This is a genomic window from Mesorhizobium sp. CNPSo 4670, assembly GCF_057784235.1.
On sequence record NZ_JBWJFQ010000009.1, the window covers coordinates 37,153 to 59,490 of the forward strand.

Here is a 22,338-nt window from a genome sequence, read left to right on the forward strand (position 1 = left end):
GCGGCTTCCTTTGCTTCCGGTGCTCACGTACTCAAAAGTACGCTCCACTCCGGTTCTCGGAACCCACCAATCTCGGCTCGGCCTGACCTGAATCTCAACGCGCCTGGGCGGCGCCGAGCAATAGACCTGAGATCAGCCGTAGATCTGCTTGTGGACCTGGTAAAGCATTTCCGAACGGTCGGCGCGCATGTCGGCCAGATCGCGGCTGGAAAAGCTGTCGATTTCGGCGACGAGGCGGTTGTAGTGCTTGCGCTTGGCAATGCTGGTGCGAGCGCGGGTCATGAGATCGTTGAAGATCATAGCAAGGTTCCTTCTGTGCCGCGTTTCTGGCGGCCGGTTGTTCCTCCCTTGATCGATACGAAGCATGACATAGTAGTGGTGCATTGCAAAAAGAAGATGTTGCAATGCACCATTGCACGCAGCGCATAGCCGGTTAACCGGCTCTTACTGACAGTTCTGATGAGGTGGCATCGCTTCCTGCCTGCCTTGAGACGTCAAGATACGGTGAAGCCTCATCATCGATCTTGCCAGATCGATTTCCGGCTGGCTTGATCGCGCCTGCAGCGCCGCGTCCTTCCGGGCGTGCAAGGAACGCTGTAGCACTTTCATTTTGCGCATGATCCTTTCCGAAATCGGAATCGATTTTTCGGGATCATGCGCCCGACCTAAATGCCGGGAGAAAAAGTATGGCCGCCGCAGATTATTACGAAATTCTTGATCCGCGTTTCGCGCGGCTGTTCAATTCCAACGCGCAAGTGGAAAAGCTGTTCACCGGATGCCAATGGGCGGAAGGGCCAGCCTGGTTCGCCGCCGGCCGCTACGTCGTCTGGTCGGATATCCCCAACAACCGCATGCTGCGCTACGACGAGACGGACGGCAATGTCAGCGTCTTCCGTCAGCCCTCCGGCAATTCCAACGGCAACACCGTCGACCGGCAGGGCCGGCTGGTGACCTGCGAGCATTCGGGCCGCCGCGTCAGCCGTACCGAATTCGACGGCTCGGTCACCACCATTGCCACCAAATGGCGCGGCAAGCGGCTGAATTCGCCCAACGATGCGGTGGTCAAGTCGGATGGCTCGATCTGGTTCACCGATCCGAGCTACGGCATCGACACCGACTATGAGGGCGACAAGGCCGAAAGCGAGATCGGCGCCTGCTACGTCTACCGGGTCGACCCCGGCACCGGCGAAGTCGAGGCCGTCATCACCGACATGGTCAGGCCCAACGGCCTTGCCTTCTCGCTCGACGAGAGCAAGCTCTATGTCGCCGACACCGGCCGCACGCATGGCGCGCAGGATCCTGCCCATATACGGGTGTTCAATGTCGGCAAGGGCGGCAAGAAGGTGTCGGGCGAAAAGGTCTTCGCCGACTGCACGGCCGGCCTGTTCGACGGCTTCAGGCTCGATGAGGACGGCCGCATCTGGACCAGTGCGGCCGACGGCATCCACTGCTACGATCCGGACGGGACGCTGATCGGCAAGGTCAAGGTGCCGGAAGTGACCGCCAATTGCGTGTTCGGCGGCAACAAGCGGAATTGCCTCTATATAGCCGGCACCACCTCACTCTACATGGTGCGGCTGATGGTCAACGGCGCCAAAACGTACTGAGCTGCCATCAACAAAATCGAAGGGGAGGAAATCATGCCATTCGTCAACATCCGCATCGTCAAGGAAGTGATCGCCGCCGATCCGGCGGGCAAGAAGGCGGACATAGCCAAGAAAGTCACGGCCGCCATCATGGACGCCACCGGCCTCAGCAATGACGATGTCTGGGTGGTGTTCGAGGAGGTCAACGCCCGCGACTGGTATGTCGGCAAGACCGATGTAGAGACACTGAGAAGCAAGAAGTAGTCTCAGCGGCTGGCGATGAAGTCCGCGAAAGCGGACAGCGCATTGTGCATTGCCAGCCGGTTTTCCGGCTCAGCCAGGATGGTCTCCACCTCCGGTGGCTTCTTGCCGAGCAGGGAGATCTCCAGCACATCTTCGCAAAGCGCAAACGACATCGTGCGCATGATCTCGGTCAGCGCGGCGCGGGCAAACAGCGAACGCCGCGAGGCGTGCACCAGCATCGCGGGCTTCTCGACAGCGGCGTCGCGCGACACCAGCCAGTCGAGGGCGTTTTTCAGCCCGCCCGGCACACCATGGGCATATTCCGGACAGGAGACGATGACGCCGTCGGCTTGAGTGACCGCGTCGATCAGTTCGGATGCCTCGAGCGGCGTCCGCTCGCCCTCATCGTCGGGATTGAAGATCGGCAGACGACCAAGCCGGTCATAGACTGTGACCCGACAGCCGGGGGGAGCATTCCGCGCCAGGGCCGCGACCAGCGCGGAATTGGTGGAGGTCGCCCGCAGGCTGCCGGAGATGGCAAGAATGTTCAGCAAGGATTGGAACCAGTCAGGACGAATCGTCGTTCCCAAAGCCTACCACATGGTCTGCTTGTAAGCGTCGTCCAGCCAGCGGTCGGTCGCCTCGGCCGAATCGGCCACCGCCAGTTGGTCGTGCAGAATCTGGCCGAGCGTCGGCAGCGTCGCGCGGTCGTACCAGGTTTCCGGCTTCCACAGATCCGAGCGCATGAAGGCCTTGGCGCAATGCATGTAGGCGGCCTTGACGGAGACGACTACGACGCTTTGCGGTTGCTTGCCGTCAACGGCGAGCCGTTCGCGCAAGGTCGCGTCGACGGTAATGCGCGCGTCGCCGTTGACGCGCAGCGTCTCGTTCATGCCGGGAATGAGGAACAGCAGCCCGACCGACGGATTCACGAGGATGTTTTCCAGCGTATCCAGCCGGTTGTTGCCGGGCCGGTCGGGGATGGCGATGGTGCTGTCGTCGAGAACGGCGGCGAAGCCGGGCCTGTCGCCCTTCGGCGTCACATCGGCATTGCCGACGCCGTCGGACGAACCGATCAGCACGAAGGGGCTCTTGCCGATGAAGGAGCGGCAATGGCCGTCAAGCGCCTTCAATTCCTTGCGGATCGAGCCATCGGTCGGTCGCGGCGTCTTGTAGATCGTCCTCAGTTCATCGCGCGTCTTGACGAATTCCATGGCCCTCTCTCCAGAGCTTTGTTTGACGCAATCCAATGAGGGAAAGCGGTAGGCGCATTTCCCGGGAATTGCTTTATTTACCGGCTTTCTCTTCCTTCCCGGCTTTGTCCTCGAGCGAATGGCGGAGGATCAGCGGCATCTGGCTGAAAGTAAACAGGAGCGTGATCGGCATGATGCCCCAAACCTTGAAGGTAACCCAGGCGTCGGTGGAGAAATTCCGCCACACCACTTCATTGGCAAGGGCCAGGAACAGGAAGAACAGACCCCAGCGGAAGGTCAGTTTCCTCCAGCCCTCGGCGTCGAGGCTGAAGGCCGAATCGAAGACATAGCCGAGTAGCGACTTGCCGAAGTAGAGGCCGCCGAGCAGCACGCCGCCGAACAGCGTGTTGACGATGGTCGGCTTCATCTTGATGAAGATGTCGTCCTGCAGATAGAGCGTCAGCGCGCCGAAGATGAAGACGACGACGCCAGACACCATCGGCATGATCGGCAAGGTGCGCATCAGAAGCCATGAGGCGATGAGTGCGATTGCCGTGGCGGCCATGAACAGGCCGGTGGCGACGAAGATCGGCCCGCCGAATTCGGCCAGGACAGGGAATTTCCCCACCAGCCACTCGCCGCGCGCATTGGCGAAGAAGAACACCATCAACGGCCCCAGCTCCAGCACCAGCTTGAGCAGCGGATTGACGCCTTCCTTCTTCTGCTTTTGCGGATCGGACGGATCGCGTTCGAGAATGGGTGGGTTCATAGGTCTTCTTTCTTACGCACAATCTGATCCAAAAAGCCTGCAGCTTTTTGGGATATGCTTGTCAGGCAACTCCAGCGATCGCCCTGGCGAATTCGCTTGCTGAAAAAGGTTCGAGGTCGTCGACCTGTTCGCCGACGCCGATGAAATAGACAGGCAATTTGTGCTTTGCCGCTATCGCCACCAGAATACCGCCACGCGCCGTGCCGTCCAGCTTGGTCATCACCAGGCCGTTGACGCCGGCGACATTGCGGAAGATCTCGACCTGGTTGAGTGCGTTCTGGCCGGTGGTGGCGTCGACCGTCTGCAACACGGTGTGCGGTGCTTCCGGGTCTAGCTTGCCCAGCACGCGCACGATCTTTTCGAGTTCGGCCATCAGTTCGGTCTTGTTCTGCAGGCGGCCGGCGGTGTCGATGATTAGCACGTCGGAGCCGGCTTCCTTGGCCTTCTCGAAGGCGTCATAGGCCAGCCCCGCGGCATCGGCGCCGAGCTTGGAAGCGATGACCGGCGATTTCGTCCGCTCGCCCCAGATCTTCAATTGCTCGATCGCGGCGGCGCGGAACGTGTCGCCGGCAGCCAACATCACCGACAGGCCGCCATCGGTCAGCTTGGCCGCCAGCTTGCCGATCGTGGTGGTCTTGCCGGTGCCGTTGACGCCGACCACCAGGATGACATGCGGCTTGTGCGAGAGATCGAGCTCCAGCGGCATGGCGACGTGGCTCAGCACCTTTTCCACCTCGGCTGCCATGATGGCGCGAACCTCGGTGTCCGAGACATCTTTGCCGTAGCGGCTGGAAGCCAGCGCGTCGGTGACGCGCAGGGCGGTCTCCATGCCGAGATCGGCGCGGATCAGCACATCCTCCAGGTCCTGCAGGGTCTCTTCGTCCAGCTTGCGCTTCGTGAAGACGCCGGCGATGTTGCCGGTGAGTTCGCGCGACGAGCGGGCAAGCCCGTCCCTCATGCGCTGGAACCAAGAGCGCCTCGGCGCCGGTTCCGGCGCTTTCTGCGGCTCGGCCTTCTGCTCGACCTTCTTGGCGACCGTCACCTTGCCGGGAGCGGGAACGGGTTTTGGCGCAGGTTGCGGCACGGCCTGCGGTTCGGGCGCGATCTCGGCGCGCACCTGTTGCTGCTCGATCGGGGCCGGCTGGCGAATGGGAGGCGAAATCTCGGCCGGCGGGATTTCGGGTGCCGGCGTTTCGGCCGGAGCCTCGACCGGTGGCGCCGGCACTTCAACAGGCACAGGCTCCGGCTGTGTCTCCGGTTGCGGCGGGTCGATTTCCGGCTGCTCCGGCGCGGGAATTTCCGGCGGCTCCGGTTCGGGAATCGGCTCAGGCACCACAGGCGCGGCCGGGATCTCCTCCGGCGCAGGCTCCTCGACGGGCGCTTCCGGTCCGACCGGCTGCGGCTCTTCGACCGGGGCAGGCTCAGGCTGGATTTCCGGCTCCGGCGGAATGATCGGCGCCGGCTCTGGCGCCGGTTGCTCGACAGGCGACGGTTCCGGCGCGGGAATTGCCTCCGGCTCGACCGTCGGCGTCGGCGCAGTTTCCACTTCGGCCTGCGACTCGTCGCGCTTCAGAAATTCCGGAACGACCTGTTCGGCCGCCGGCTTCAGCGCATCGAGCGCTTCCCATTTGATCGGCGGCAGCGGGGCGGTCTCGTCGACGCGCTCCTCGACCACTTCCCTCTGGCCGAACGAAAATATCTTCTTGAAAAATCCAGCCATGCTTTGCGTTTCTCAGGCGGCGCGGGCGGCAAGGGGCGCCGCGATCAGCCTGATACCATCATGGCCAGTGATATCGGCCTCGACGATCTCGCCCGGCTCGCCCGCGCCGAGTACGGCCAGCGTAAACCCTTCGGTGCGGCCGAGGCCGTTGCGTTCGATCAGGATCGACTGGCGGGTTCCGGAAAGCGAGGACAGATGGCGCCGATACGCAGCTTCACCGGCGGCACGCAGCCGGGCGGCGCGCTGCTTGACCAATTCGCGCCGTACCTGCGGCATGCGCGCGGCGGGCGTGCCTTCGCGCGGGCTGAACGGGAAGACATGTAGATGCGTCAGTCCGCATTCCTCGACGATTTTTTCCGAGTTTTCGAACATGTCATCCGTTTCGGTCGGAAAGCCGGCAATGATGTCGGCGCCGAAGACGACGCCGGGGCGCAACTTGCGCACATCCTCGCAGAAGCGGATCGACTGGTCGCGCAGATGCCGACGCTTCATGCGCTTCAGGATCATGTCGTCACCGGACTGCAGCGACAGATGCAGATGCGGCATCAGCCGCGGCTCGGTGGCGATGGCGTCGAGCAAATCGTCGTCGGCCTCGATCGAATCGATGGACGACAGCCGCAGCCGCCTTACATCGGGCACCTGCCTGAGGATGGTTTTCACAAGCTTGCCGAGCTTTTGGGCACCCGGCAGGTCGGCGCCAAAACTGGTCATGTCGACGCCGGTCAGCACGATTTCGGCATAGCCATTGCCGGCGAGGCGCTTGACCTGCTCGACCACGGCGCCCATCGGCACCGAGCGCGAGTTGCCGCGGCCGTAGGGAATGATGCAGAAGGTGCAGCGATGGTCGCAGCCGTTCTGCACCTGGACGAAGGCGCGCACCCTGCCCTCGATGGCGTCGACCATGTGGCCGGCGGTCTCGCGCACCGAAAAGATGTCGTTGACGCGTGCCTTCTCGGTGTCGTTGACGCCGAAATCCGGCAGTGCGCGATAGGAGTTCGCCTTCAGCTTCTCCTCATTGCCAAGCACGAGGTCGACCTCGTCCATGGCGGCGAAATTCTGCGGTTCGGTCTGGGCGGCGCAGCCGGTGACGATGATGCGCGCTGCGGGGTTGTCGCGGCGCGCCTTGCGGATCGCCTGCTTGGCCTGGCGCACCGCCTCGCCGGTTACGGCGCAGGTGTTGAAGATCACGGCGCCGCCTTCCAGTGCGCCAAGGCCAGCGCTTTCCGCCTCGCGCCGCATAACCTCGGACTCATAGGTGTTCAGCCGGCAGCCGAAGGTGACGACATCGATACCCTGGGAGGCCATCAGGCCGCGCTTTCGGTGTCGCGGGCCCAGGCGCCGGTCGACGGATCGAACCTGCCGGAAAACTCCCATTCGGCGGCACCGGTCAGGATGACGTGGTCATTTTCAAGCCAATCGACATGCAGCGAGCCGCCGCCGGGCGTCATCAGGCTGACGCTGCGGCCGGTCCGGTTGGTGCGGGCCGCCGCCACGACCGATGCGCATGCGGCCGAGCCGCAGGCCTTGGTCAGGCCGGCGCCGCGCTCCCAGGTGCGGATGACCATGGTGTCGGGTGAGGTAACCTCGGCGATGGTGATGTTGGCGCGCTCGGGAAACATCGGATGGTTCTCGAGCAGCGGCCCGAAGCGGTCGAGCTCATAGGACCAGACGTCGCGGTCGACCCAGAAGATGGCGTGCGGGTTGCCCATGGAGACGACCGAGGGCGAATGCAGAACCGGCGCGTCGATCGGGCCGATCTGCAGCTCGATCATGCGCGTATCGTGGAATTCCTCGGCCAGCGGAATATCCTGCCAGCCGAAACGCGGTCTGCCCATATCGACCGAGATCGACCCATCGGCATGTTCGCGTGCGTTGAGGATGCCGGCGACGGTCTCGAAGGTGAAGACCTTCTGGCCGGTTTCGGCGGCGAGCGCCTGGACGACGCAGCGCATGCCGTTGCCGCAAGCCTGCGCCTTGGAGCCGTCGGAATTCAAGATGTCGATGAAAAAGGCGGTGCCCGGCGTCCTGGCGTCGTGGATCGCCATGATCTGGTCGAACCTGGTCGCGGCATCGGCGTTCAAAGAGATTGCCGCGGCCGCCGTCACCCGATCGGCACGGCTACGCATGTCGGCAACGATGATCTCGTTGCCGATGCCGTTCATCTTGGCGAAAGGGGCAGTGCTGGCCATTGCTCCGCGAATTCCGTGTCCGTTTGGCGCTATATGGCGGAAACGAGCAGGAATTACCAGTGCGGAGCAGGCTTACGTCACCGCGAAGATGCCGAGCATCACCAGCAGGAAGATGACCAGAACAATGCCGATGAGGATGCGCGCGCCGGTGGCGGCGGCTCCTGCCAGCGCCGGCATACCGAGCAGGCTCGCCGCCGCGGCGACGATCAGCAGAATGATGATCCATTTGATCATGGATAGGCTCCACGCCAAATTGCGTTGGGGAAGCAACGCGTTTCAGCAATCTGGGTTCCTTGGCGGGCTGCTCGGCTAGATGGCTGGCACGTCCCAGACCTCGCCGGGCCGCAAGGCGCGAAAACGCTGCCGCGGGATGCCTTGATCGTCGAGCGCCTCGGTCAATTTCCGGGCCGGCTCGTCGATCGGTTCGTCGGTGAGCTGGAAGGTGCCCCAGTGGCAGCCGGCGGCATAGGCGGCGTTGCACAGTTTCATGCCGTGCACGGCCTCTTCGGGGTTCTGGTGCTGCGGCGCCATGAACCAGCGCGGCTCATAGGCGCCGATCGGCAGGATGGCGAAACGGAAGCCGCCATGCTTTTCAGCCATCAGCCGGTAGTTGATGCCATCGTGGAAGCCGGTGTCGCCGGCAAAATAGACGTTGCCGTCCGGCGTCTCGATGACGAAGCCGGCCCACAACGCCATGCGCCGGTCGCGGGCGCCACGCGCCGACCAGTGGTGCACCGGCTCGACATGGACGGCGACGCCGTCGCCTATCTCGACCCTGTCGCCCCAGTCATGCGCCGACAGCCGCATGCCGGGAACCGCATCGCCAATCAGCGCATCGTTGCCAAGCGGGGTGATCACCAGCGGGTCGTGACTGGCCTTCATGCGCTTCAGCGTGGCGAGGTCGAGATGGTCGTAATGGTTGTGGCTGACCAGGACGAGGTCGACAGGCGGCAGGTCGGCAAAGGCGATGCCTGGCGGGTTGATCCGTTTCGGTCCGGCAAAGGAGAGCGGCGATACACGCGGCGACCAGACCGGATCGGTGAGGATGTTGAGGCCGGCCGTCTGGATCAGCAGGGTGGAATGACCGACCATGGTCACTTGCAGAGCCGCGCCTTCGATCCGTGTCGCCGGTTTTGCCTGCGGAAAGGGGTTCGGAGCGGGCGCAGGCCATTTCGAGCGCTTGCCGCTCAGCTGCCATTTCAGCAGGTCGGCGAAGCGGCCGGGTGGCTGGCCGTCGGGATTGAAGAACAAGGTTCCGTCGAAATGATCGCTGGGTGGGCCGCTGTAGTAACGGTTGGCAGCCCTCTTTCTCGCGGCCAATTTTGCAGCTCCAGCAGGTTTCGGTTTCCAAGAGATAGGACCAATGCCGCCCGGCGCAAGCATTTGGCGTACCGGACGCTTTGGGCCGGTATGGCGTGACGAGATCCCCAAGGGTTGGGATCGACAGGCGACCGGTGACGCCGCGACTGCGATAAATTTGCAACAAATCTTGGCGCAAACCGTATTTTAACCATATCGGGTTGAAATTTCGCCACCTTCTCCATCTTGGTGGGGGTGAGATTGTGCGGACGGCGCCCCCCAGCCGAATCCGACGGAGGTTGGAATGATTTTTTCGAAAAGCGGCCTGGTGGCCGTATCGCTGGCGGCGCTCGTTGCGAGTGGCTGTTCGACCTCACGGTTCTCGTCGATGGACGACCAGCAACCAGCACCGCTGCAGCCGGCACCGGCCGGCCAGGTGACCGCCAATCAGCTGCCGCCGCCGGCAGCACCGGGCGCCACCGACCCGTCGAAATTCCCGACCGCGCCTGGCAATACGCAGGTGGCATCCTTGCCGCCGGACGGCTCGGCGCCCGCGGGCGCCGCGGACCTGACCGCGGCCAGCGTCGCCGGTGTCTGGAATGCCAGCGTTTCGGGCCAGAGCTGCAAGGTGGCGACCCCGCAGACCAAGTTCGGCGCCGGCTTCCGCGCCGGACCGTTGCACTGCCCGGCGCCGATCGACGGCATCAAGTCGTGGAATGTCGCCGGCAAGCAGCTGACGCTCTATGACGAAAATGGCGGAACGCTGGCGCGGCTCTATTCGTCGGGCGGCTCGAAATTCGACGGCCAGACTTCCAACGGCCAGGCGATTTCGCTTACAAGGTAGGCGACCGCCCCTTATTTGTTTTTACGCAATTCCTGACGAAAACCGCTTTTTCCTGGAATTGCTCGACAACGACGTGACCGATGCATCTGCGTGACGGCCTCCAGACCCATGCGACCGTCAGGCAGCGCTACGACCATCTGGTGGAAACCGGCGCGATCGAACGCGATCCGGCGCAGGAGCGGATCGCCGCCGCGCTCGACCGGCTGACCGACGAGATTTCGGCCAAGCGGCTGGCGCACAAATCCAGTGCGCTTGGCTGGCTGTTCGCCCGCAAGCGCGAGACGCATGAGGCCGTCAAAGGCCTCTACATCCATGGCGGCGTTGGCCGCGGCAAGACCATGCTGATGGACATGTTCTTCGAATTGCTGCCGGTGCGCCGCAAGCGCCGGGTCCATTTCAACGACTTCATGGCCGATGTGCAGGATCGCATCCAGAAGCACCGGCAGGCGCGCAAGGATGGCACGGTCAAGGAGGACGACCCGATTCCGCCGGTGGCCAAGGCGCTTGCCGAGCAGGCCTGGGTGCTGTGCTTCGACGAGTTCTCGGTCACCGACATTGCCGACGCGATGATCCTGTCGCGGCTGTTTTCGGCGCTGTTTGCGAGCGGCGTTGTGCTGGTCGCCACCTCGAACGTGGCGCCGGAAAATCTCTATGGTGACGGTCTGAACCGCCAGCTTTTCCTGCCATTCATCGGCATTATGGAGCGGCATGCGCGGGTGTTGTCGCTCGACGCCGACAAGGACTACCGGCTGGAAAAGCTCGCCCGCACGCCTGTCTATGTCACGCCGGCCGATGCGGCGGCCGACGAAATGCTCGATGAGGCCTGGCAAACCATGACGCGCGGCCTGCCGACGGCCGAGACCTCGCTGACCCTCAAGGGACGGCAGGTGGTGGTGCCGGCTGCCGCCGGCGATGCGGCGCGGTTTTCCTTCGCCGATCTCTGCGAAAAGCCGCTCGGCGCCCGCGATTTCCTGGCGATTGCCGGCCGCTTCTCGACCGTCTTCATCGATCACGTCCCGGTGCTTGGCGAAGGCAAGCGCAACGAGGCCAAGCGCTTCATCCTGTTGATCGACACGCTCTACGATCATCATGCGCGGCTGGTGGTTAGCGCCGCGGCCCCGCCGCCGCAGCTTTATCAAGCCAAACGCGGCGTCGAGGTCTTCGAGTTCGAACGCACGGCATCACGCCTGATCGAGATGCAAAGCCGCGACTGGCTGGAGGATTGGGCGGAACGGCGCAAGGCGAAGGCAGCGCCAGAGGCGGAGCAGGCACGGGCCTGAGATAGTCTCCGGAAGGTCGCGATCCCTGCCCCTCCTCTGTCCCGCCGGCGCCAAATATCTAAAGCGCATACAGATACATCACGAAATCTTCCGCCGGCCCATGCGGCTCCTTGCGCGACTCATAAAGCGCGCGGGCAGGCACATTGCCCGGCTCGGTGCCGACCCAGGCCTCCTCGCAGCCATGCTCGCGGCCAATCGCAAACATCGCGTCGAGCATGTCTCGCGCGATGCCCTGGCGCTGGAAGGCCGGCGAAACGCCGACCTCGTCGATATAGAGCTCGCTGACCTTGTCGGGGTGGCGGTGGATGACGGCGGCGCATTGCCCGACGACCACGCCGTCGGCGAGCGCCACGATCATGAAATGGCCGGGTTCGTGGAGATAGGCTGCCAGCCGATCCGGCATGACCGGCTCGTCGAAGACGTCCTCGGCGACCTGCATCACAAGGGCGTCATCGCCCGGAAATAGCCTTCGGATTTCCATCTTCATTGTGTAAATTCTCTCAAGTCGGCTTACAAACTTTGACGTTTACGTAAATCCCAATCTATCTAACCGATTGAAAATGCTAGCTCCGAAATAATCGATTGAATTTATTCTGCACCAAGGCTATTTGGTGCGGCGAAAATCCGCGGGTTCCTCGCAGCATTCCGGCCTCTTCCTCGACGCCGCCAACCAAGTCGCCAGGGACTTGGGCGCCGTCACTGACAAAGGGAAAACATCCTGACATGGCACGCAACAAGATAGCGCTTATCGGCTCTGGCATGATCGGCGGCACGCTCGCCCACATGATCGGTCTCAAGGACCTCGGCGACGTGGTGCTGTTCGATATTGCCGAGGGCATCCCGCAAGGCAAGGGGCTCGATATCGCGCAGTCGTCGCCGGTCGATGGCTTCGACAGCCGTCTCACCGGCGTCAACGACTATGCCGGCATCGAGGGTGCCGACGTCTGCATCGTCACCGCCGGCGTGCCGCGCAAGCCGGGCATGAGCCGCGACGACCTGCTCGGCATCAATCTCAAGGTCATGGAACAGGTCGGCGCCGGCCTGAAGAAATATGCACCGAAGGCCTTCGTGATCTGCATCACCAACCCGCTCGACGCCATGGTCTGGGCGCTGCAGAAGTTCTCGGGCCTGCCCAAAAGCCATGTCGTCGGCATGGCCGGCGTGCTCGACAGTTCGCGTTTCCGCTATTTCCTGGCAGAGGAATTCAAGGTCTCGGTCGAGGACGTCACCGCCTTCGTGCTCGGCGGCCATGGCGATTCCATGGTGCCGATGATCCGCTATTCGACGGTTTCTGGCATCCCGCTGCCCGACCTGATCAAGATGGGCTGGACCTCGAAAGAAAAGCTCGACCAGATCGTCCAGCGCACCCGCGACGGCGGCGCCGAGATCGTCGGCTTGCTCAAGACCGGCTCGGCCTATTACGCGCCGGCCGCCTCGGCGATCTCGATGGCGGAAGCCTATCTCAAGGACAAGAAGCGCGTGCTGCCGTGCGCGGCGTATCTTTCCGGCCAGTATGGCGTCAAGAACACCTATGTCGGCGTGCCCGTGGTGATCGGCGCCGGCGGCGTCGAGCGCATCATCGAGATCGACCTCAACAAGAGCGAGCAGAAGATGTTCGACGCTTCGGTGGCGACGGTGCAGGGCCTGACCGAGGCCTGCGTCAAGATCGCGCCGCAGCTCGCCTCGAAGTAACCCCCAGCAGTCGACCCGGAGACATCGAAGATGAACATCCATGAGTATCAGGGCAAGGCGCTGCTGAAGAGCTTTGGCGCGCCCGTGGCCGAAGGCGTGCCGGTGTTCAAGGCGAGCGAGGCGGAAGCCGCCGCCAAGGCGCTGCCCGGCCCGCTCTATGTGGTGAAGAGCCAGATCCATGCCGGCGGCCGCGGCAAGGGCAAGTTCAAGGAGCTCGGCCCTAACGCCAAGGGCGGCGTCAGGCTGGCGAAGTCGGTGGCCGACGTGGTCGCCAACGCCAACGAGATGCTCGGGCATACGCTGGTGACCAAGCAGACCGGCGCGGCCGGCAAGCAGGTCAACCGCCTCTATATCGAGGACGGCGCCGACATCGAGCGCGAGCTTTATCTGTCGATCCTGGTCGACCGCTCGGTCGGTCGCGTTGCCTTCGTCGTCTCGACCGAAGGCGGCATGGACATCGAGGCGGTCGCGCACGACACGCCGGAAAAGATCATCACTGTCGCCATCGACCCGGAGAAGGGCGTCACATCCGCCGATCTGAAGGCGCTCAACGGCGCGCTGAAGCTCGATGGCGACGCCGGCCGGGATGGCGACACGCTGTTCCCGATCCTCTACAAGGCCTTCGTCGAGAAGGACATGAGCCTGCTCGAGGTCAATCCGCTGATTGTCATGAAGAATGGCCGGCTGCGCGTGCTCGACGCCAAGGTGTCGTTCGACAACAACGCGCTGTTCCGCCATCCCGACGTGCTCGAACTGCGCGACACCACCGAAGAGGACGAGAAGGAGATCGAGGCGTCGAAATACGACCTCGCCTATGTCGCGCTCGACGGCAATATCGGCTGCATGGTCAACGGCGCCGGCCTCGCCATGGCGACTATGGACATCATCAAGCTCTATGGCGCCGAACCGGCGAACTTCCTCGATGTCGGCGGCGGTGCGTCCAAGGAGAAAGTGACGGCGGCGTTCAAGATCATCACCAAGGATCCGGCGGTCAAGGGCATCCTGATCAACATCTTTGGCGGCATCATGAAGTGCGACATCATCGCCGAGGGCGTGATTGCCGCGGTCAAGGAAGTCGGCCTGGAAGTGCCGCTGGTGGTGCGCCTGGAAGGCACCAATGCCGAACTCGGCAAGAAAATCATCAACGACAGCGGCCTCAACGTCGTGTCGGCCGATGACCTGGACGACGCGGCCAAGAAGATCGTGGCGGCGGTGAAGGGCTGATCCGGTGCCTCCGCGCAAGATAAACCTCGTCGAGGCGGCCGACGCGAAGATCGAGAAGGTCTTCGATCCGCATATTGCCGGCGACGTCAACGACAGCCAGGCGAAAGTCGCCAAGTTCGGCGAGATCTTCGACTGGCATGCGCATGACAATGAGGACGAAGCCTTCCTCGTGCTGCGCGGCCGCATAGCCATCGATTTCCGGGACGGGCCGGTCGAGCTCGGCGAGGGCGACTTCATGGTCGTGCCGCGCGGCGTCGAACACCGGCCGCGTTCGCTCAGCAAGGAACCGGTGGTGCTGATGTTCGAGCCGGCGACGACGCTCAACACGGGCAACGCCAAGAGCGACCTCACCGTCGCCGATCTGAAGCGGCTCTGACCATGAACGCGGCCTCCTTCTCTTCGCTCTCGTCCGACCACCAGCGCCTGCAAGCGCTGGTCGGCACTTGGCGTGGCGAGGAAGATGTGGCGGCCACGCAATGGACCGATGCCGGCACAGCGACGGCCGAAGCCGTTGCCGTGGCTGAATTTGGCGGCCTGTTCGTGGTGCAGCGCTATCGCCAGCGCCGCGACGGCACGGTGTCGTTCGGCGCGCACAGCGTATTCGGCTTCGACCAGCAAAGCAGCGTCGTAACCATGCATCAATTCGACTCGATGGGCTTTGTGCCGGCCGCACCGGCTACAGGCACCTGGGATGGCAATACGCTGACGCTGCTGCGCTCGTCGCCGCGCGGGTCGGCCCGGGTTACCTACGATTTCGACAGCAATGACAGTTACCGCATGCGACTGCAGTTCCAACCTGCCGGCAGCGATGTCTGGCAAGACATGGTGAGCGGCGTCTACAGCCGTGTCTCACCTTCCTCGATCAACGATTTCTAAGAAAAAGGGCCACCATGTCCATTCTCGTCGACAAGAACACCAAGGTGCTGGTGCAAGGCCTGACCGGCAAGACCGGTACGTTCCACACCGAACAGGCGCTGGCCTATCACGGCACCAAGATGGTCGGCGGCATCCATCCCAAGAAGGGCGGCGAGACCTGGACCGGCTCGAAGGGCGAGAGCCTGCCGATCTTCGCCACCGTCGCCGAGGGCAAGGAAAAGACCGGCGCCAACGCTTCGGTCGTCTATGTGCCGCCGGCGGGCGCCGCCGAAGCGATCCTGGAAGCGATCGAGGCCGAGATCCCGCTGATCATCTGCATCACCGAAGGCATTCCGGTGATGGACATGATCAAGGTCAAGGCGCGGCTCGACCGCTCGGCCTCACGGCTGATCGGACCGAACTGCCCGGGCGTGCTCACCCCCAACGAATGCAAGATCGGCATCATGCCGGGAAACATCTTCCGCAAGGGCTCAGTCGGCGTTGTTTCGCGCTCGGGAACACTTACCTATGAGGCTGTGTTCCAGACCACCAATGTCGGCCTCGGCCAGACCACCGCCGTCGGCATTGGCGGCGACCCCGTCAAGGGCACCGAGTTCATCGACGTGCTCGAGATGTTCCTCGCCGATGACGAGACCAAGTCGATCATCATGATCGGCGAGATCGGCGGTTCGGCCGAGGAAGACGCCGCGCAATTCCTCAAGGACGAAGCCAAGCGTGGCCGCAAGAAGCCGATGGCCGGCTTCATCGCCGGGCGCACGGCGCCGGCCGGCCGCACCATGGGTCATGCAGGCGCGGTCATCTCCGGCGGAAAGGGCGGCGCCGAGGACAAGATCGCAGCGATGGAATCGGCCGGGATAAGAGTTTCGCCCTCGCCTGCCCGGCTGGGCACGACGCTGGTCGAGGCGATCAAGGGTTAAATGAGTAGCGAGTAGTGAATAGCGGATAGGAAACGGAGTAACGGCGCGACCCTGGGAAAATCCCTAGTCGCTATCCGCTACTCCCTATTCGCTCTGACAAGGAGACGAAGCCAAGGCTTCGATAGAGACATGGCAAGACAAGATCAGGCCAACGACCAGTTTTCGCTCACTTCATTCCTCTATGGCGGCAACGCCGACTATATCGACGCGCTCTACGCCGCCTATGAGGACGATCCAGCTTCGGTCAATCCCGAATGGCAGGAGTTCTTCGCCGGGCTGAAGGACGACGCGGGCGATGTGCGCAGGAACGCCAAGGGCGCCTCCTGGGCCAAGCCCTCCTGGCCGCTGCAGGCCAATGGCGAACTGGTGTCGGCGCTCGACGGCAACTGGGGCATCGTCGAGAAGCATCTGGAAAAGAAGGTCAAGGATAAGGCGGTCACCAACGGCATCATCCTTTCCGACGCCGACGTGCACCAGGCGACGCGCGATTCGGTGCGCGCCATCATGATGATCCGCGCCTACCGCATGCGCGGCCATCTGCACGCCAATCTCGACCCGCTCGGCATCGCCAAGCCGCTCGAGGACTACAATGAGCTGTCGCCGGAAAATTACGGCTTCACCGCCGCCGACTACGACCGGCCGATCTTCCTCGACAATGTGCTCGGGCTCGAATTCGGCACCATCCGGCAGATGCTGGAGATCCTGACACGCACCTATTGCTCGACGCTGGGCGTTGAGTTCATGCATATTTCCGATCCTGAGGAAAAGGCCTGGATCCAGGCGCGCATCGAGGGCGCCGACAAGGAGATCTCCTTCACCGCCGCCGGCAAGAAGGCGATCCTGCAGAAGTTGGTCGAGGCCGAAGGCTTCGAGCAGTTCATCGACGTCAAGTACAAGGGTACCAAGCGCTTCGGGCTCGATGGCAGTGAATCGCTGATCCCGGCGCTGGAGCAGATCGTCAAGCGCGGCGGACAGCTGGGCATGAAGGAGATCGTGCTCGGCATGGCGCATCGCGGCCGGCTGAACGTGCTTTCCCAGGTGATGGCCAAGCCGCACCGCGCCATTTTCCACGAGTTCAAGGGCGGTTCGGCCGCACCCGACGAGGTCGAGGGCTCGGGTGACGTCAAGTACCATCTCGGCGCCTCGTCGGACCGCGAGTTCGACGGCAACAAGGTGCATCTGTCCTTGACAGCCAATCCCTCGCATCTGGAAATCGTCGATCCGGTGGTGATGGGCAAGGCGCGCGCCAAGCAGGATTATCTGTTCGGCCGCAGCCGCGAGGAGATCGTGCCGCTGGAAGAGCGCGCCAAGGTGCTGCCGCTGCTGCTGCACGGCGATGCCGCCTTCGCCGGCCAGGGCGTGATTGCCGAAATCCTCGGCCTGTCCGGCCTGCGCGGCCATCGTGTCGCCGGCACGCTGCATTTCATCATCAACAACCAGATCGGCTTCACCACCAATCCGCGTTTCTCGCGCTCGTCGCCCTATCCTTCGGATGTGGCCAAGATGATCGAAGCGCCGATCTTCCACGTCAATGGCGACGATCCGGAAGCCGTCGTCCATGCCGCCAAGGTGGCGATCGAATTCCGCATGAAGTTCCACAAGCCTGTCGTGGTCGACATGTTCTGCTACCGCCGCTTCGGCCACAATGAGGGCGACGAACCGGCCTTCACCCAGCCGATCATGTACCGCAACATCCGTACCCACAAGACGACGGTGCAGATCTACGGCGACCGGCTGATCGCCGAGGCCCACATCACCCAGGCCGAACTCGACCAGTTGAAGGCCGACTGGCGGGCGCATCTGGAATCGGAGTGGGAAGTCGGCCAGAGCTACAAGCCCAACAAGGCCGACTGGCTGGACGGCGCCTGGTCGGGGCTGCGCACCGCCGACAACCAGGACGAACAGCGGCGCGGCAAGACCGCCGTGCCGGTCAAGACGCTGAAGGAAATCGGCAAGAAGCTGACCGAGGTGCCGAAGGATTTCGAGGCGCACAAGACGATCATCCGCTTCCTCGAGAACCGCCGCCAGGCGATCGAATCTGGCGAAGGTATCGACTGGTCGACAGCCGAGGCGCTGGCCTTCGGCGCCATCCTGCTCGACGGCAATCCGATCCGCCTGTCGGGGCAGGATTCCGAACGCGGGACCTTCTCGCAACGCCATTCCGTGCTCTACGACCAGCGCGACGAGACCCGCTATATCCCGCTCAACAATCTGTCGGCGGCGCAGGCCGGCTACGAAGTCATCAACTCGATGCTGTCGGAAGAGGCCGTGCTGGGCTTCGAATATGGCTACAGCCTGGCCGAGCCGAAGGCGCTGACCCTGTGGGAAGCGCAGTTCGGCGACTTCGCCAACGGCGCCCAGGTGGTGTTCGACCAGTTCATCTCGTCAGGCGAGCGCAAGTGGCTCCGAATGTCGGGCCTCGTCTGCCTCTTGCCGCATGGCTATGAAGGCCAGGGCCCGGAGCATTCCTCGGCCCGGCTCGAGCGCTTCCTGCAGCTTTGCGCCGAAGACAACATGCAAGTGGCGAACTGCACGACGCCGGCTAACTATTTCCACATCCTGCGCCGGCAGCTGAAGCGCGATTTCCGCAAGCCGCTGATCCTGATGACGCCGAAGTCGCTGCTGCGCCACAAGCGGGCGGTGTCGACGCTGCCGGAAATCTCGGGCGAAAGCTCGTTCCACCGGCTGTTGTGGGACGATGCCCAGCTGCTCCCCAACCAGGCGATCAAACTCACCAAGGATTCGAAGATCCGTCGCGTCGTGCTGTGCTCGGGCAAGGTCTATTACGACCTCTACGAGGAGCGCGAGAAGCGCGGCATCAACGACATCTACCTGCTGCGTGTCGAACAGCTCTATCCGTTCCCGGCCAAGGCGCTGATCACGGAACTGTCACGTTTCCGCAATGCGGAGATGGTGTGGTGCCAGGAAGAGCCCAAGAACATGGGCGCTTGGTCGTTCATCGACCCCTATCTGGAATGGGTGCTGGCGCATATCGACGCCAAGCATCAGCGGGTCCGCTACACCGGCCGCCCGGCGGCCGCCTCGCCGGCGACCGGACTGATGTCGAAGCATCTCGCCCAGCTCGCCGCCTTGCTCGAAGACGCGCTCGGTGAATAGAAGTGATTTGGGTGAATAGAACAGATCTGGGCGAATAACTCAGGAAGAAACGGACAGGCACAATGGCTACCGAAATCCGCGTTCCCACTCTCGGCGAATCCGTCAGCGAAGCGACCGTCGGCAGATGGTTCAAGAAGGTCGGCGACACGATCGCCGCCGATGAACCGCTGGTCGAGCTCGAGACCGACAAGGTGACGGTGGAGGTGCCTGCCGCCGCCGCCGGCACGCTGGGCGAGATCACCGTCAAGGAAGGCGAAACGGTCGGCGTCGGCGCGCTGCTGGGTTCGATTTCGGCAGGTGGCGATGCCGCCGTCCCGGCGACCAAGCCACAGGCGGTGTCGCAGGCCTCGTCGCCGGATGCGGCATCGACCGGCAAGCAGGCGGCAGCCGAAACCGCCAAGATCGCCGGCGACGCCGGCGCGGTCGAGCCGCGCAGCATGCCGCCGGCCCCGGCCGCGGCAAAACTAATCGCCGAGAACAATCTCGCTGTCGACCAGCTCTCCGGCTCGGGCAAGCGCGGCCAGGTGCTGAAGGGCGACGTGCTCGACGCGATCTCGAAGGGCGCGCCATCACAGCCGGCCGAGACGCCCAGGGCAGCCCCGGCGCCGGTTGCCGTGCGGGCGCCGTCCTCGGGCGACGATGCGTCGCGCGAGGAGCGCGTGCGCATGACCAAATTGCGCCAGACCATCGCGCGCCGGCTCAAGGAAGCACAGTCGACCGCCGCCATGCTGACCACCTTCAACGAGGTCGACATGAGCGCCGTGATGGCGCTCAGGACCAAGTACAAGGACGTGTTCGAGAAGAAGCACGGCGTGAAGCTCGGCTTCATGGGCTTCTTCACCAAGGCCGTCACCCACGCTTTGAAGGAAATCCCCTCGGTCAATGCCGAGATCGATAGCACCGACATCATCTTCAAGAACTATGCCCATATCGGCGTCGCCGTCGGCACCGAAAAGGGCCTGGTCGTGCCGGTCGTGCGCGATGCCGACCAGATGTCGATCGCCGAGATCGAGAAGGAGATCGGCCGCCTGGGCATCGCCGCGCGCGACGGCAAGCTTTCGGTCGCCGACATGCAAGGCGGCACGTTTACGATTTCCAACGGTGGCGTCTACGGGTCGCTGATGTCGACGCCGATCCTCAACGCGCCGCAGTCGGGCATTCTGGGCATGCACAAGATCCAGGACCGGCCGGTGGTGGTCGGCGGCCAGATCGTGATCCGGCCGATGATGTACCTGGCGCTCAGCTACGATCACCGCATCGTCGATGGGAAGGAAGCGGTGACCTTCCTGGTCCGTGTCAAGGAAAGCCTGGAGGATCCGGAACGGCTGGTTCTGGATCTGTGAGCGGAGCTGATCCGCAATGAGCGGCTGGCTGGAGCAGTTGGGGTTCAAGCTGGGCCGTGGGCTACGGATTTTACGGCGTGAGCCGTGGACCTCTATGTCCACGCCGGCGGTAGTGTCGGTCGAATGGGATCCGGCGCAGGCGAGCAGCAATCTCGGCCTCTTCGACCTGAGCGATGCGCAAATGGCGGAGCGCGAGATAACGGTCACGGTGATCGGCGAGCTGGATTTGCCGACAGGCGAAATTGTCGCCTGCGATCCGCTGACTACCGGAACCGACTGGCCAGCGTTAAGCCGCAAGGTCAGACCAGGGCGCTACCCGGTATCGTTGCTTGAGGCACAAGGCCGTGTTGCTGCAGCAGTCCTGCGCTTTCGGCCCGGTAGGCCGTTTCGCTGGGAGGTGGCAACCTTGCCCGATCAGGATGCATCGACCCTGAAGGGCGACGAGGTATTTGGATATCCCGTCGATGCCGGTCTTGGTTCGTTCATGGACAAGATGGCAATGGCGTTGATGTCTGAGCAGCAGGACAAGCTTGAAGCCAAGCAGAATTACTATGACGACGTCCTGGCGGCCGAGTTTGCGCCCAACCAGGATCGGTTCGTGATGCATCACCCCGTTGCCGGCAATCCCCTCAACATTGCGATGTTCTCGAGCGGCTGGGGTGACGGGATCTATCCATCGTTCTGGGGACTAAGCGCGGCTGGCGAGCCGCTGCTGCTGATGACCGACTTTGAAGTGCTTGAAAACGCCGATGGCCGCGAGAGCCAGTAGGTCGCCGCGATGCAAAGCCCCTTGTCGTCCGCCATCGCATGCCTAGCGGGATCTCTGGCAGTCTTGTTCACCGGCTCGGCCGCAATCGCAGCCTGCCCGATCGAACTCTCCGTCTACGGCGATGCCCAGAGCGGCAGCGAGATCGATTTTAGCCCGACCGGGACCTCGGCGACCGTCACCAACAGCTTCCGGATGATCCTCGACAACAATGTGGTGCTGAACGGCATCGTCATGTGGAACGAGGGCGTGTCGCGGCCGAACGGCGTGCTGATGTACAAATGCCCTGAGGGCGATGTCACCGGCGAGGAGCTTGCCGCCTGTACGGCCTGGCACGGCGTCATCTACACGTCGGACGACAAGGGCAGCATCGGGCTGCTGCCGGCCGAAGGCGTCGAGGCGCCGAAGACGCTGATCCTACCCGATCTTGGGCAGTCGTTGCGTCAATCCTCGGCCTATGGCGGAAACGGATTTTCGAAAGTGCCGTGGGATGTTTTTGCCTTGAAGGGATGCCAGGAATGAGCGGGACGCAAAAGGTGCTGCTGGTCACCGGCGGCAGCCGCGGCATCGGCGCCGCGATCTGCCGGCTCGGCTCGAAGGCCGGCTACCGCGTCGCGGTCAACTACGCTGCGAATAAGGACGCCGCCGAGGCGCTCGTCGCCGAGATCCAGGCCGCCGGCGGCGACGCTCTTGCCGTCAAGGGCGATGTCGGCGTCGAGGCCGATATCGTTGCCATGTTCGGCGCCGTCGACCGCGCCTATGGCCGGCTCGATGCCTTCGTCAACAATGCCGGTATCGTCGACGTCAAGGCGCGCGTCGACGAGATGGATTTTTCGCGGCTGGAGCGCATGATGCGCATCAATGTCGTCGGTTCGTTCCTCTGCGCCCGCGAGGCGGTGAAGCGCATGTCGACGCGCCACGGCGGCAAGGGCGGATCGATCGTCAACATATCGTCGGCTGCCGCGGTGCTTGGCGCCGCGGACAACTATGTCGACTATGCCGCCTCCAAGGGCGCCATCGACACGTTCACGATCGGGCTCGCCCGCGAGGTGGCGCTGGAAGGCATCCGCGTCAATGCGGTGCGCCCGGGTATCATCGATACGGACATCCATGCCTCCGGCGGACAGCCGGACCGGGTGGCACTGATCCGGGATACGCTTCCGATGAAAAGAGCCGGCACGGCTGATGAAGTCGCTGGTGCGGTTCTCTATCTCTTATCCGACGCCGCGTCCTATACGACGGGCGCGATCCTGAATGTAAGCGGCGGCCGCTGAGCCCCA

Annotated in this window: 24 protein-coding genes; 14 read left to right on the forward strand and 10 right to left on the reverse strand. The window is 63.3% G+C overall.

Annotation, left to right across the window (positions count from 1 at the left end):
* Nucleotides 1–132: 132 nt before the first annotated feature.
* Nucleotides 133–300, reverse strand: coding sequence for a hypothetical protein (locus AC0ZT5_RS16555; protein WP_095083997.1), 168 nt, complete (start codon nucleotides 298–300; stop codon nucleotides 133–135).
* A 386-nt stretch (nucleotides 301–686) separates the two neighbouring features.
* Between AC0ZT5_RS16555 and AC0ZT5_RS16560 the strand changes: the two genes are divergently transcribed.
* Nucleotides 687–1,607 carry an SMP-30/gluconolactonase/LRE family protein gene (locus tag AC0ZT5_RS16560; RefSeq protein ID WP_488497296.1) on the forward strand — a complete coding sequence of 307 codons (921 nt, stop codon included), beginning with the start codon at nucleotides 687–689 and terminating at the stop codon, nucleotides 1,605–1,607.
* Between the two features lie 33 nt (nucleotides 1,608–1,640).
* Complete coding sequence (locus AC0ZT5_RS16565; RefSeq protein ID WP_095083999.1) at nucleotides 1,641–1,850, forward strand: tautomerase family protein; 210 nt, start codon at nucleotides 1,641–1,643, stop codon at nucleotides 1,848–1,850.
* A 2-nt stretch (nucleotides 1,851–1,852) separates the two neighbouring features.
* On the opposite strand, the gene AC0ZT5_RS16570 is transcribed toward AC0ZT5_RS16565, so the two are convergent.
* From AC0ZT5_RS16570 to AC0ZT5_RS16605, 8 genes are all read right to left on the reverse strand, one after another.
* Nucleotides 1,853–2,383, reverse strand: coding sequence for an NADPH-dependent FMN reductase (locus AC0ZT5_RS16570; RefSeq protein ID WP_488497297.1), 531 nt, complete (start codon nucleotides 2,381–2,383; stop codon nucleotides 1,853–1,855).
* A 39-nt stretch (nucleotides 2,384–2,422) separates the two neighbouring features.
* Nucleotides 2,423–3,043 (reverse strand): pyridoxamine 5'-phosphate oxidase family protein, encoded by a 621-nt coding sequence (locus AC0ZT5_RS16575; protein WP_488497298.1) that lies wholly within the window; start codon nucleotides 3,041–3,043, stop codon nucleotides 2,423–2,425.
* Nucleotides 3,044–3,116: 73 nt separating this feature from the next.
* Nucleotides 3,117–3,791 (reverse strand): septation protein A, encoded by a 675-nt coding sequence (locus AC0ZT5_RS16580; protein WP_184872615.1) that lies wholly within the window; start codon nucleotides 3,789–3,791, stop codon nucleotides 3,117–3,119.
* Nucleotides 3,792–3,852: 61 nt separating this feature from the next.
* Nucleotides 3,853–5,511: a signal recognition particle-docking protein FtsY gene (ftsY, locus tag AC0ZT5_RS16585; protein WP_488497299.1), complete on the reverse strand. Its 1,659-nt coding sequence runs from the start codon at nucleotides 5,509–5,511 to the stop codon at nucleotides 3,853–3,855.
* Nucleotides 5,512–5,523: 12 nt separating this feature from the next.
* Nucleotides 5,524–6,816, reverse strand: a complete 1,293-nt coding sequence (gene mtaB, locus AC0ZT5_RS16590; protein ID WP_488497300.1) for a tRNA (N(6)-L-threonylcarbamoyladenosine(37)-C(2))-methylthiotransferase MtaB — start codon at nucleotides 6,814–6,816, stop codon at nucleotides 5,524–5,526.
* The gene (gene dapF / locus AC0ZT5_RS16595; protein WP_488497301.1) at nucleotides 6,816–7,700 is read right to left on the reverse strand and encodes a diaminopimelate epimerase; all 885 of its coding nucleotides are present in this window, start codon (nucleotides 7,698–7,700) and stop codon (nucleotides 6,816–6,818) included. The genes mtaB and dapF overlap by 1 nt, the downstream gene beginning before the upstream one ends.
* Nucleotides 7,701–7,772: 72 nt before the next feature.
* Nucleotides 7,773–7,934 (reverse strand): DUF1328 family protein, encoded by a 162-nt coding sequence (locus tag AC0ZT5_RS16600; protein ID WP_184872611.1) that lies wholly within the window; start codon nucleotides 7,932–7,934, stop codon nucleotides 7,773–7,775.
* Between the two features lie 75 nt (nucleotides 7,935–8,009).
* Nucleotides 8,010–9,020 carry an MBL fold metallo-hydrolase gene (locus AC0ZT5_RS16605; RefSeq protein WP_488497302.1) on the reverse strand — a complete coding sequence of 337 codons (1,011 nt, stop codon included), beginning with the start codon at nucleotides 9,018–9,020 and terminating at the stop codon, nucleotides 8,010–8,012.
* A gap of 283 nt (nucleotides 9,021–9,303) precedes the next feature.
* On the opposite strand from AC0ZT5_RS16605, the gene AC0ZT5_RS16610 reads away from it, so the two are divergent.
* Together AC0ZT5_RS16610 and zapE are read left to right on the forward strand one after the other, a co-directional pair.
* Entirely contained in the window at nucleotides 9,304–9,843 is a 540-nt protein-coding gene (locus AC0ZT5_RS16610) for a protease inhibitor Inh/omp19 family protein (protein WP_095084008.1), read from the forward strand.
* Between the two features lie 80 nt (nucleotides 9,844–9,923).
* Nucleotides 9,924–11,123, forward strand: coding sequence for a cell division protein ZapE (gene zapE, locus AC0ZT5_RS16615; RefSeq protein WP_488497303.1), 1,200 nt, complete (start codon nucleotides 9,924–9,926; stop codon nucleotides 11,121–11,123).
* Between the two features lie 58 nt (nucleotides 11,124–11,181).
* On the opposite strand, the gene AC0ZT5_RS16620 is transcribed toward zapE, so the two are convergent.
* A complete protein-coding gene (locus AC0ZT5_RS16620; protein ID WP_488497304.1) occupies nucleotides 11,182–11,610 on the reverse strand; it encodes a GNAT family N-acetyltransferase in 429 nt (142 codons plus the stop codon).
* A gap of 236 nt (nucleotides 11,611–11,846) precedes the next feature.
* On the opposite strand from AC0ZT5_RS16620, the gene mdh reads away from it, so the two are divergent.
* The 10 genes from mdh (at nucleotide 11,847) to AC0ZT5_RS16670 (ending at nucleotide 22,332) form a co-directional block, all read left to right on the forward strand.
* Nucleotides 11,847–12,815, forward strand: a complete 969-nt coding sequence (gene mdh / locus AC0ZT5_RS16625; RefSeq protein ID WP_095084011.1) for a malate dehydrogenase — start codon at nucleotides 11,847–11,849, stop codon at nucleotides 12,813–12,815.
* Between the two features lie 30 nt (nucleotides 12,816–12,845).
* Nucleotides 12,846–14,039, forward strand: coding sequence for an ADP-forming succinate--CoA ligase subunit beta (gene sucC, locus AC0ZT5_RS16630; protein WP_488497305.1), 1,194 nt, complete (start codon nucleotides 12,846–12,848; stop codon nucleotides 14,037–14,039).
* 4 nt (nucleotides 14,040–14,043) lie between these two features.
* The gene (locus tag AC0ZT5_RS16635; protein WP_488497306.1) at nucleotides 14,044–14,415 is read left to right on the forward strand and encodes a cupin domain-containing protein; all 372 of its coding nucleotides are present in this window, start codon (nucleotides 14,044–14,046) and stop codon (nucleotides 14,413–14,415) included.
* A gap of 2 nt (nucleotides 14,416–14,417) precedes the next feature.
* The gene (locus AC0ZT5_RS16640) at nucleotides 14,418–14,915 is read left to right on the forward strand and encodes a DUF1579 family protein (protein WP_477284434.1); all 498 of its coding nucleotides are present in this window, start codon (nucleotides 14,418–14,420) and stop codon (nucleotides 14,913–14,915) included.
* 14 nt (nucleotides 14,916–14,929) lie between these two features.
* The gene (gene sucD / locus AC0ZT5_RS16645; protein WP_488497307.1) at nucleotides 14,930–15,832 is read left to right on the forward strand and encodes a succinate--CoA ligase subunit alpha; all 903 of its coding nucleotides are present in this window, start codon (nucleotides 14,930–14,932) and stop codon (nucleotides 15,830–15,832) included.
* Between the two features lie 129 nt (nucleotides 15,833–15,961).
* Nucleotides 15,962–18,949 carry a 2-oxoglutarate dehydrogenase E1 component gene (locus tag AC0ZT5_RS16650; protein ID WP_488497308.1) on the forward strand — a complete coding sequence of 996 codons (2,988 nt, stop codon included), beginning with the start codon at nucleotides 15,962–15,964 and terminating at the stop codon, nucleotides 18,947–18,949.
* A 62-nt stretch (nucleotides 18,950–19,011) separates the two neighbouring features.
* Complete coding sequence (gene odhB / locus AC0ZT5_RS16655; RefSeq protein WP_488497309.1) at nucleotides 19,012–20,292, forward strand: 2-oxoglutarate dehydrogenase complex dihydrolipoyllysine-residue succinyltransferase; 1,281 nt, start codon at nucleotides 19,012–19,014, stop codon at nucleotides 20,290–20,292.
* A 16-nt stretch (nucleotides 20,293–20,308) separates the two neighbouring features.
* Nucleotides 20,309–21,061: a DUF4241 domain-containing protein gene (locus AC0ZT5_RS16660; RefSeq protein WP_488497310.1), complete on the forward strand. Its 753-nt coding sequence runs from the start codon at nucleotides 20,309–20,311 to the stop codon at nucleotides 21,059–21,061.
* A gap of 9 nt (nucleotides 21,062–21,070) precedes the next feature.
* Complete coding sequence (locus AC0ZT5_RS16665) at nucleotides 21,071–21,580, forward strand: hypothetical protein (RefSeq protein WP_488497311.1); 510 nt, start codon at nucleotides 21,071–21,073, stop codon at nucleotides 21,578–21,580.
* Nucleotides 21,577–22,332, forward strand: a complete 756-nt coding sequence (locus tag AC0ZT5_RS16670) for an SDR family oxidoreductase (protein WP_488497312.1) — start codon at nucleotides 21,577–21,579, stop codon at nucleotides 22,330–22,332. Before AC0ZT5_RS16665 ends, AC0ZT5_RS16670 begins: the two co-directional genes overlap by 4 nt.
* The last annotated feature ends 6 nt before the right edge of the window (nucleotides 22,333–22,338 follow it).

Excerpts from the sequence above, each read along its gene's own strand:
- AC0ZT5_RS16555 (WP_095083997.1), bottom strand. The coding sequence starts at position 300 with ATGATCTTCAACGATCTCATGACCCGCGCTCGCACCAGCATTGCCAAG.
- AC0ZT5_RS16560 (WP_488497296.1), top strand. The coding sequence starts at position 687 with ATGGCCGCCGCAGATTATTACGAAATTCTTGATCCGCGTTTCGCGCGG.
- AC0ZT5_RS16565 (WP_095083999.1), top strand. The coding sequence starts at position 1,641 with ATGCCATTCGTCAACATCCGCATCGTCAAGGAAGTGATCGCCGCCGAT.
- AC0ZT5_RS16575 (WP_488497298.1), bottom strand. The coding sequence starts at position 3,043 with ATGGAATTCGTCAAGACGCGCGATGAACTGAGGACGATCTACAAGACG.
- AC0ZT5_RS16580 (WP_184872615.1), bottom strand. The coding sequence starts at position 3,791 with ATGAACCCACCCATTCTCGAACGCGATCCGTCCGATCCGCAAAAGCAG.
- ftsY (WP_488497299.1), bottom strand. The coding sequence starts at position 5,511 with ATGGCTGGATTTTTCAAGAAGATATTTTCGTTCGGCCAGAGGGAAGTG.
- mtaB (WP_488497300.1), bottom strand. The coding sequence starts at position 6,816 with ATGGCCTCCCAGGGTATCGATGTCGTCACCTTCGGCTGCCGGCTGAAC.
- dapF (WP_488497301.1), bottom strand. The coding sequence starts at position 7,700 with ATGGCCAGCACTGCCCCTTTCGCCAAGATGAACGGCATCGGCAACGAG.
- AC0ZT5_RS16600 (WP_184872611.1), bottom strand. The coding sequence starts at position 7,934 with ATGATCAAATGGATCATCATTCTGCTGATCGTCGCCGCGGCGGCGAGC.
- AC0ZT5_RS16610 (WP_095084008.1), top strand. The coding sequence starts at position 9,304 with ATGATTTTTTCGAAAAGCGGCCTGGTGGCCGTATCGCTGGCGGCGCTC.
- zapE (WP_488497303.1), top strand. The coding sequence starts at position 9,924 with ATGCATCTGCGTGACGGCCTCCAGACCCATGCGACCGTCAGGCAGCGC.
- AC0ZT5_RS16620 (WP_488497304.1), bottom strand. The coding sequence starts at position 11,610 with ATGAAGATGGAAATCCGAAGGCTATTTCCGGGCGATGACGCCCTTGTG.
- mdh (WP_095084011.1), top strand. The coding sequence starts at position 11,847 with ATGGCACGCAACAAGATAGCGCTTATCGGCTCTGGCATGATCGGCGGC.
- sucC (WP_488497305.1), top strand. The coding sequence starts at position 12,846 with ATGAACATCCATGAGTATCAGGGCAAGGCGCTGCTGAAGAGCTTTGGC.
- AC0ZT5_RS16640 (WP_477284434.1), top strand. The coding sequence starts at position 14,418 with ATGAACGCGGCCTCCTTCTCTTCGCTCTCGTCCGACCACCAGCGCCTG.
- sucD (WP_488497307.1), top strand. The coding sequence starts at position 14,930 with ATGTCCATTCTCGTCGACAAGAACACCAAGGTGCTGGTGCAAGGCCTG.
- AC0ZT5_RS16650 (WP_488497308.1), top strand. The coding sequence starts at position 15,962 with ATGGCAAGACAAGATCAGGCCAACGACCAGTTTTCGCTCACTTCATTC.
- odhB (WP_488497309.1), top strand. The coding sequence starts at position 19,012 with ATGGCTACCGAAATCCGCGTTCCCACTCTCGGCGAATCCGTCAGCGAA.
- AC0ZT5_RS16660 (WP_488497310.1), top strand. The coding sequence starts at position 20,309 with ATGAGCGGCTGGCTGGAGCAGTTGGGGTTCAAGCTGGGCCGTGGGCTA.
- AC0ZT5_RS16665 (WP_488497311.1), top strand. The coding sequence starts at position 21,071 with ATGCAAAGCCCCTTGTCGTCCGCCATCGCATGCCTAGCGGGATCTCTG.
- AC0ZT5_RS16670 (WP_488497312.1), top strand. The coding sequence starts at position 21,577 with ATGAGCGGGACGCAAAAGGTGCTGCTGGTCACCGGCGGCAGCCGCGGC.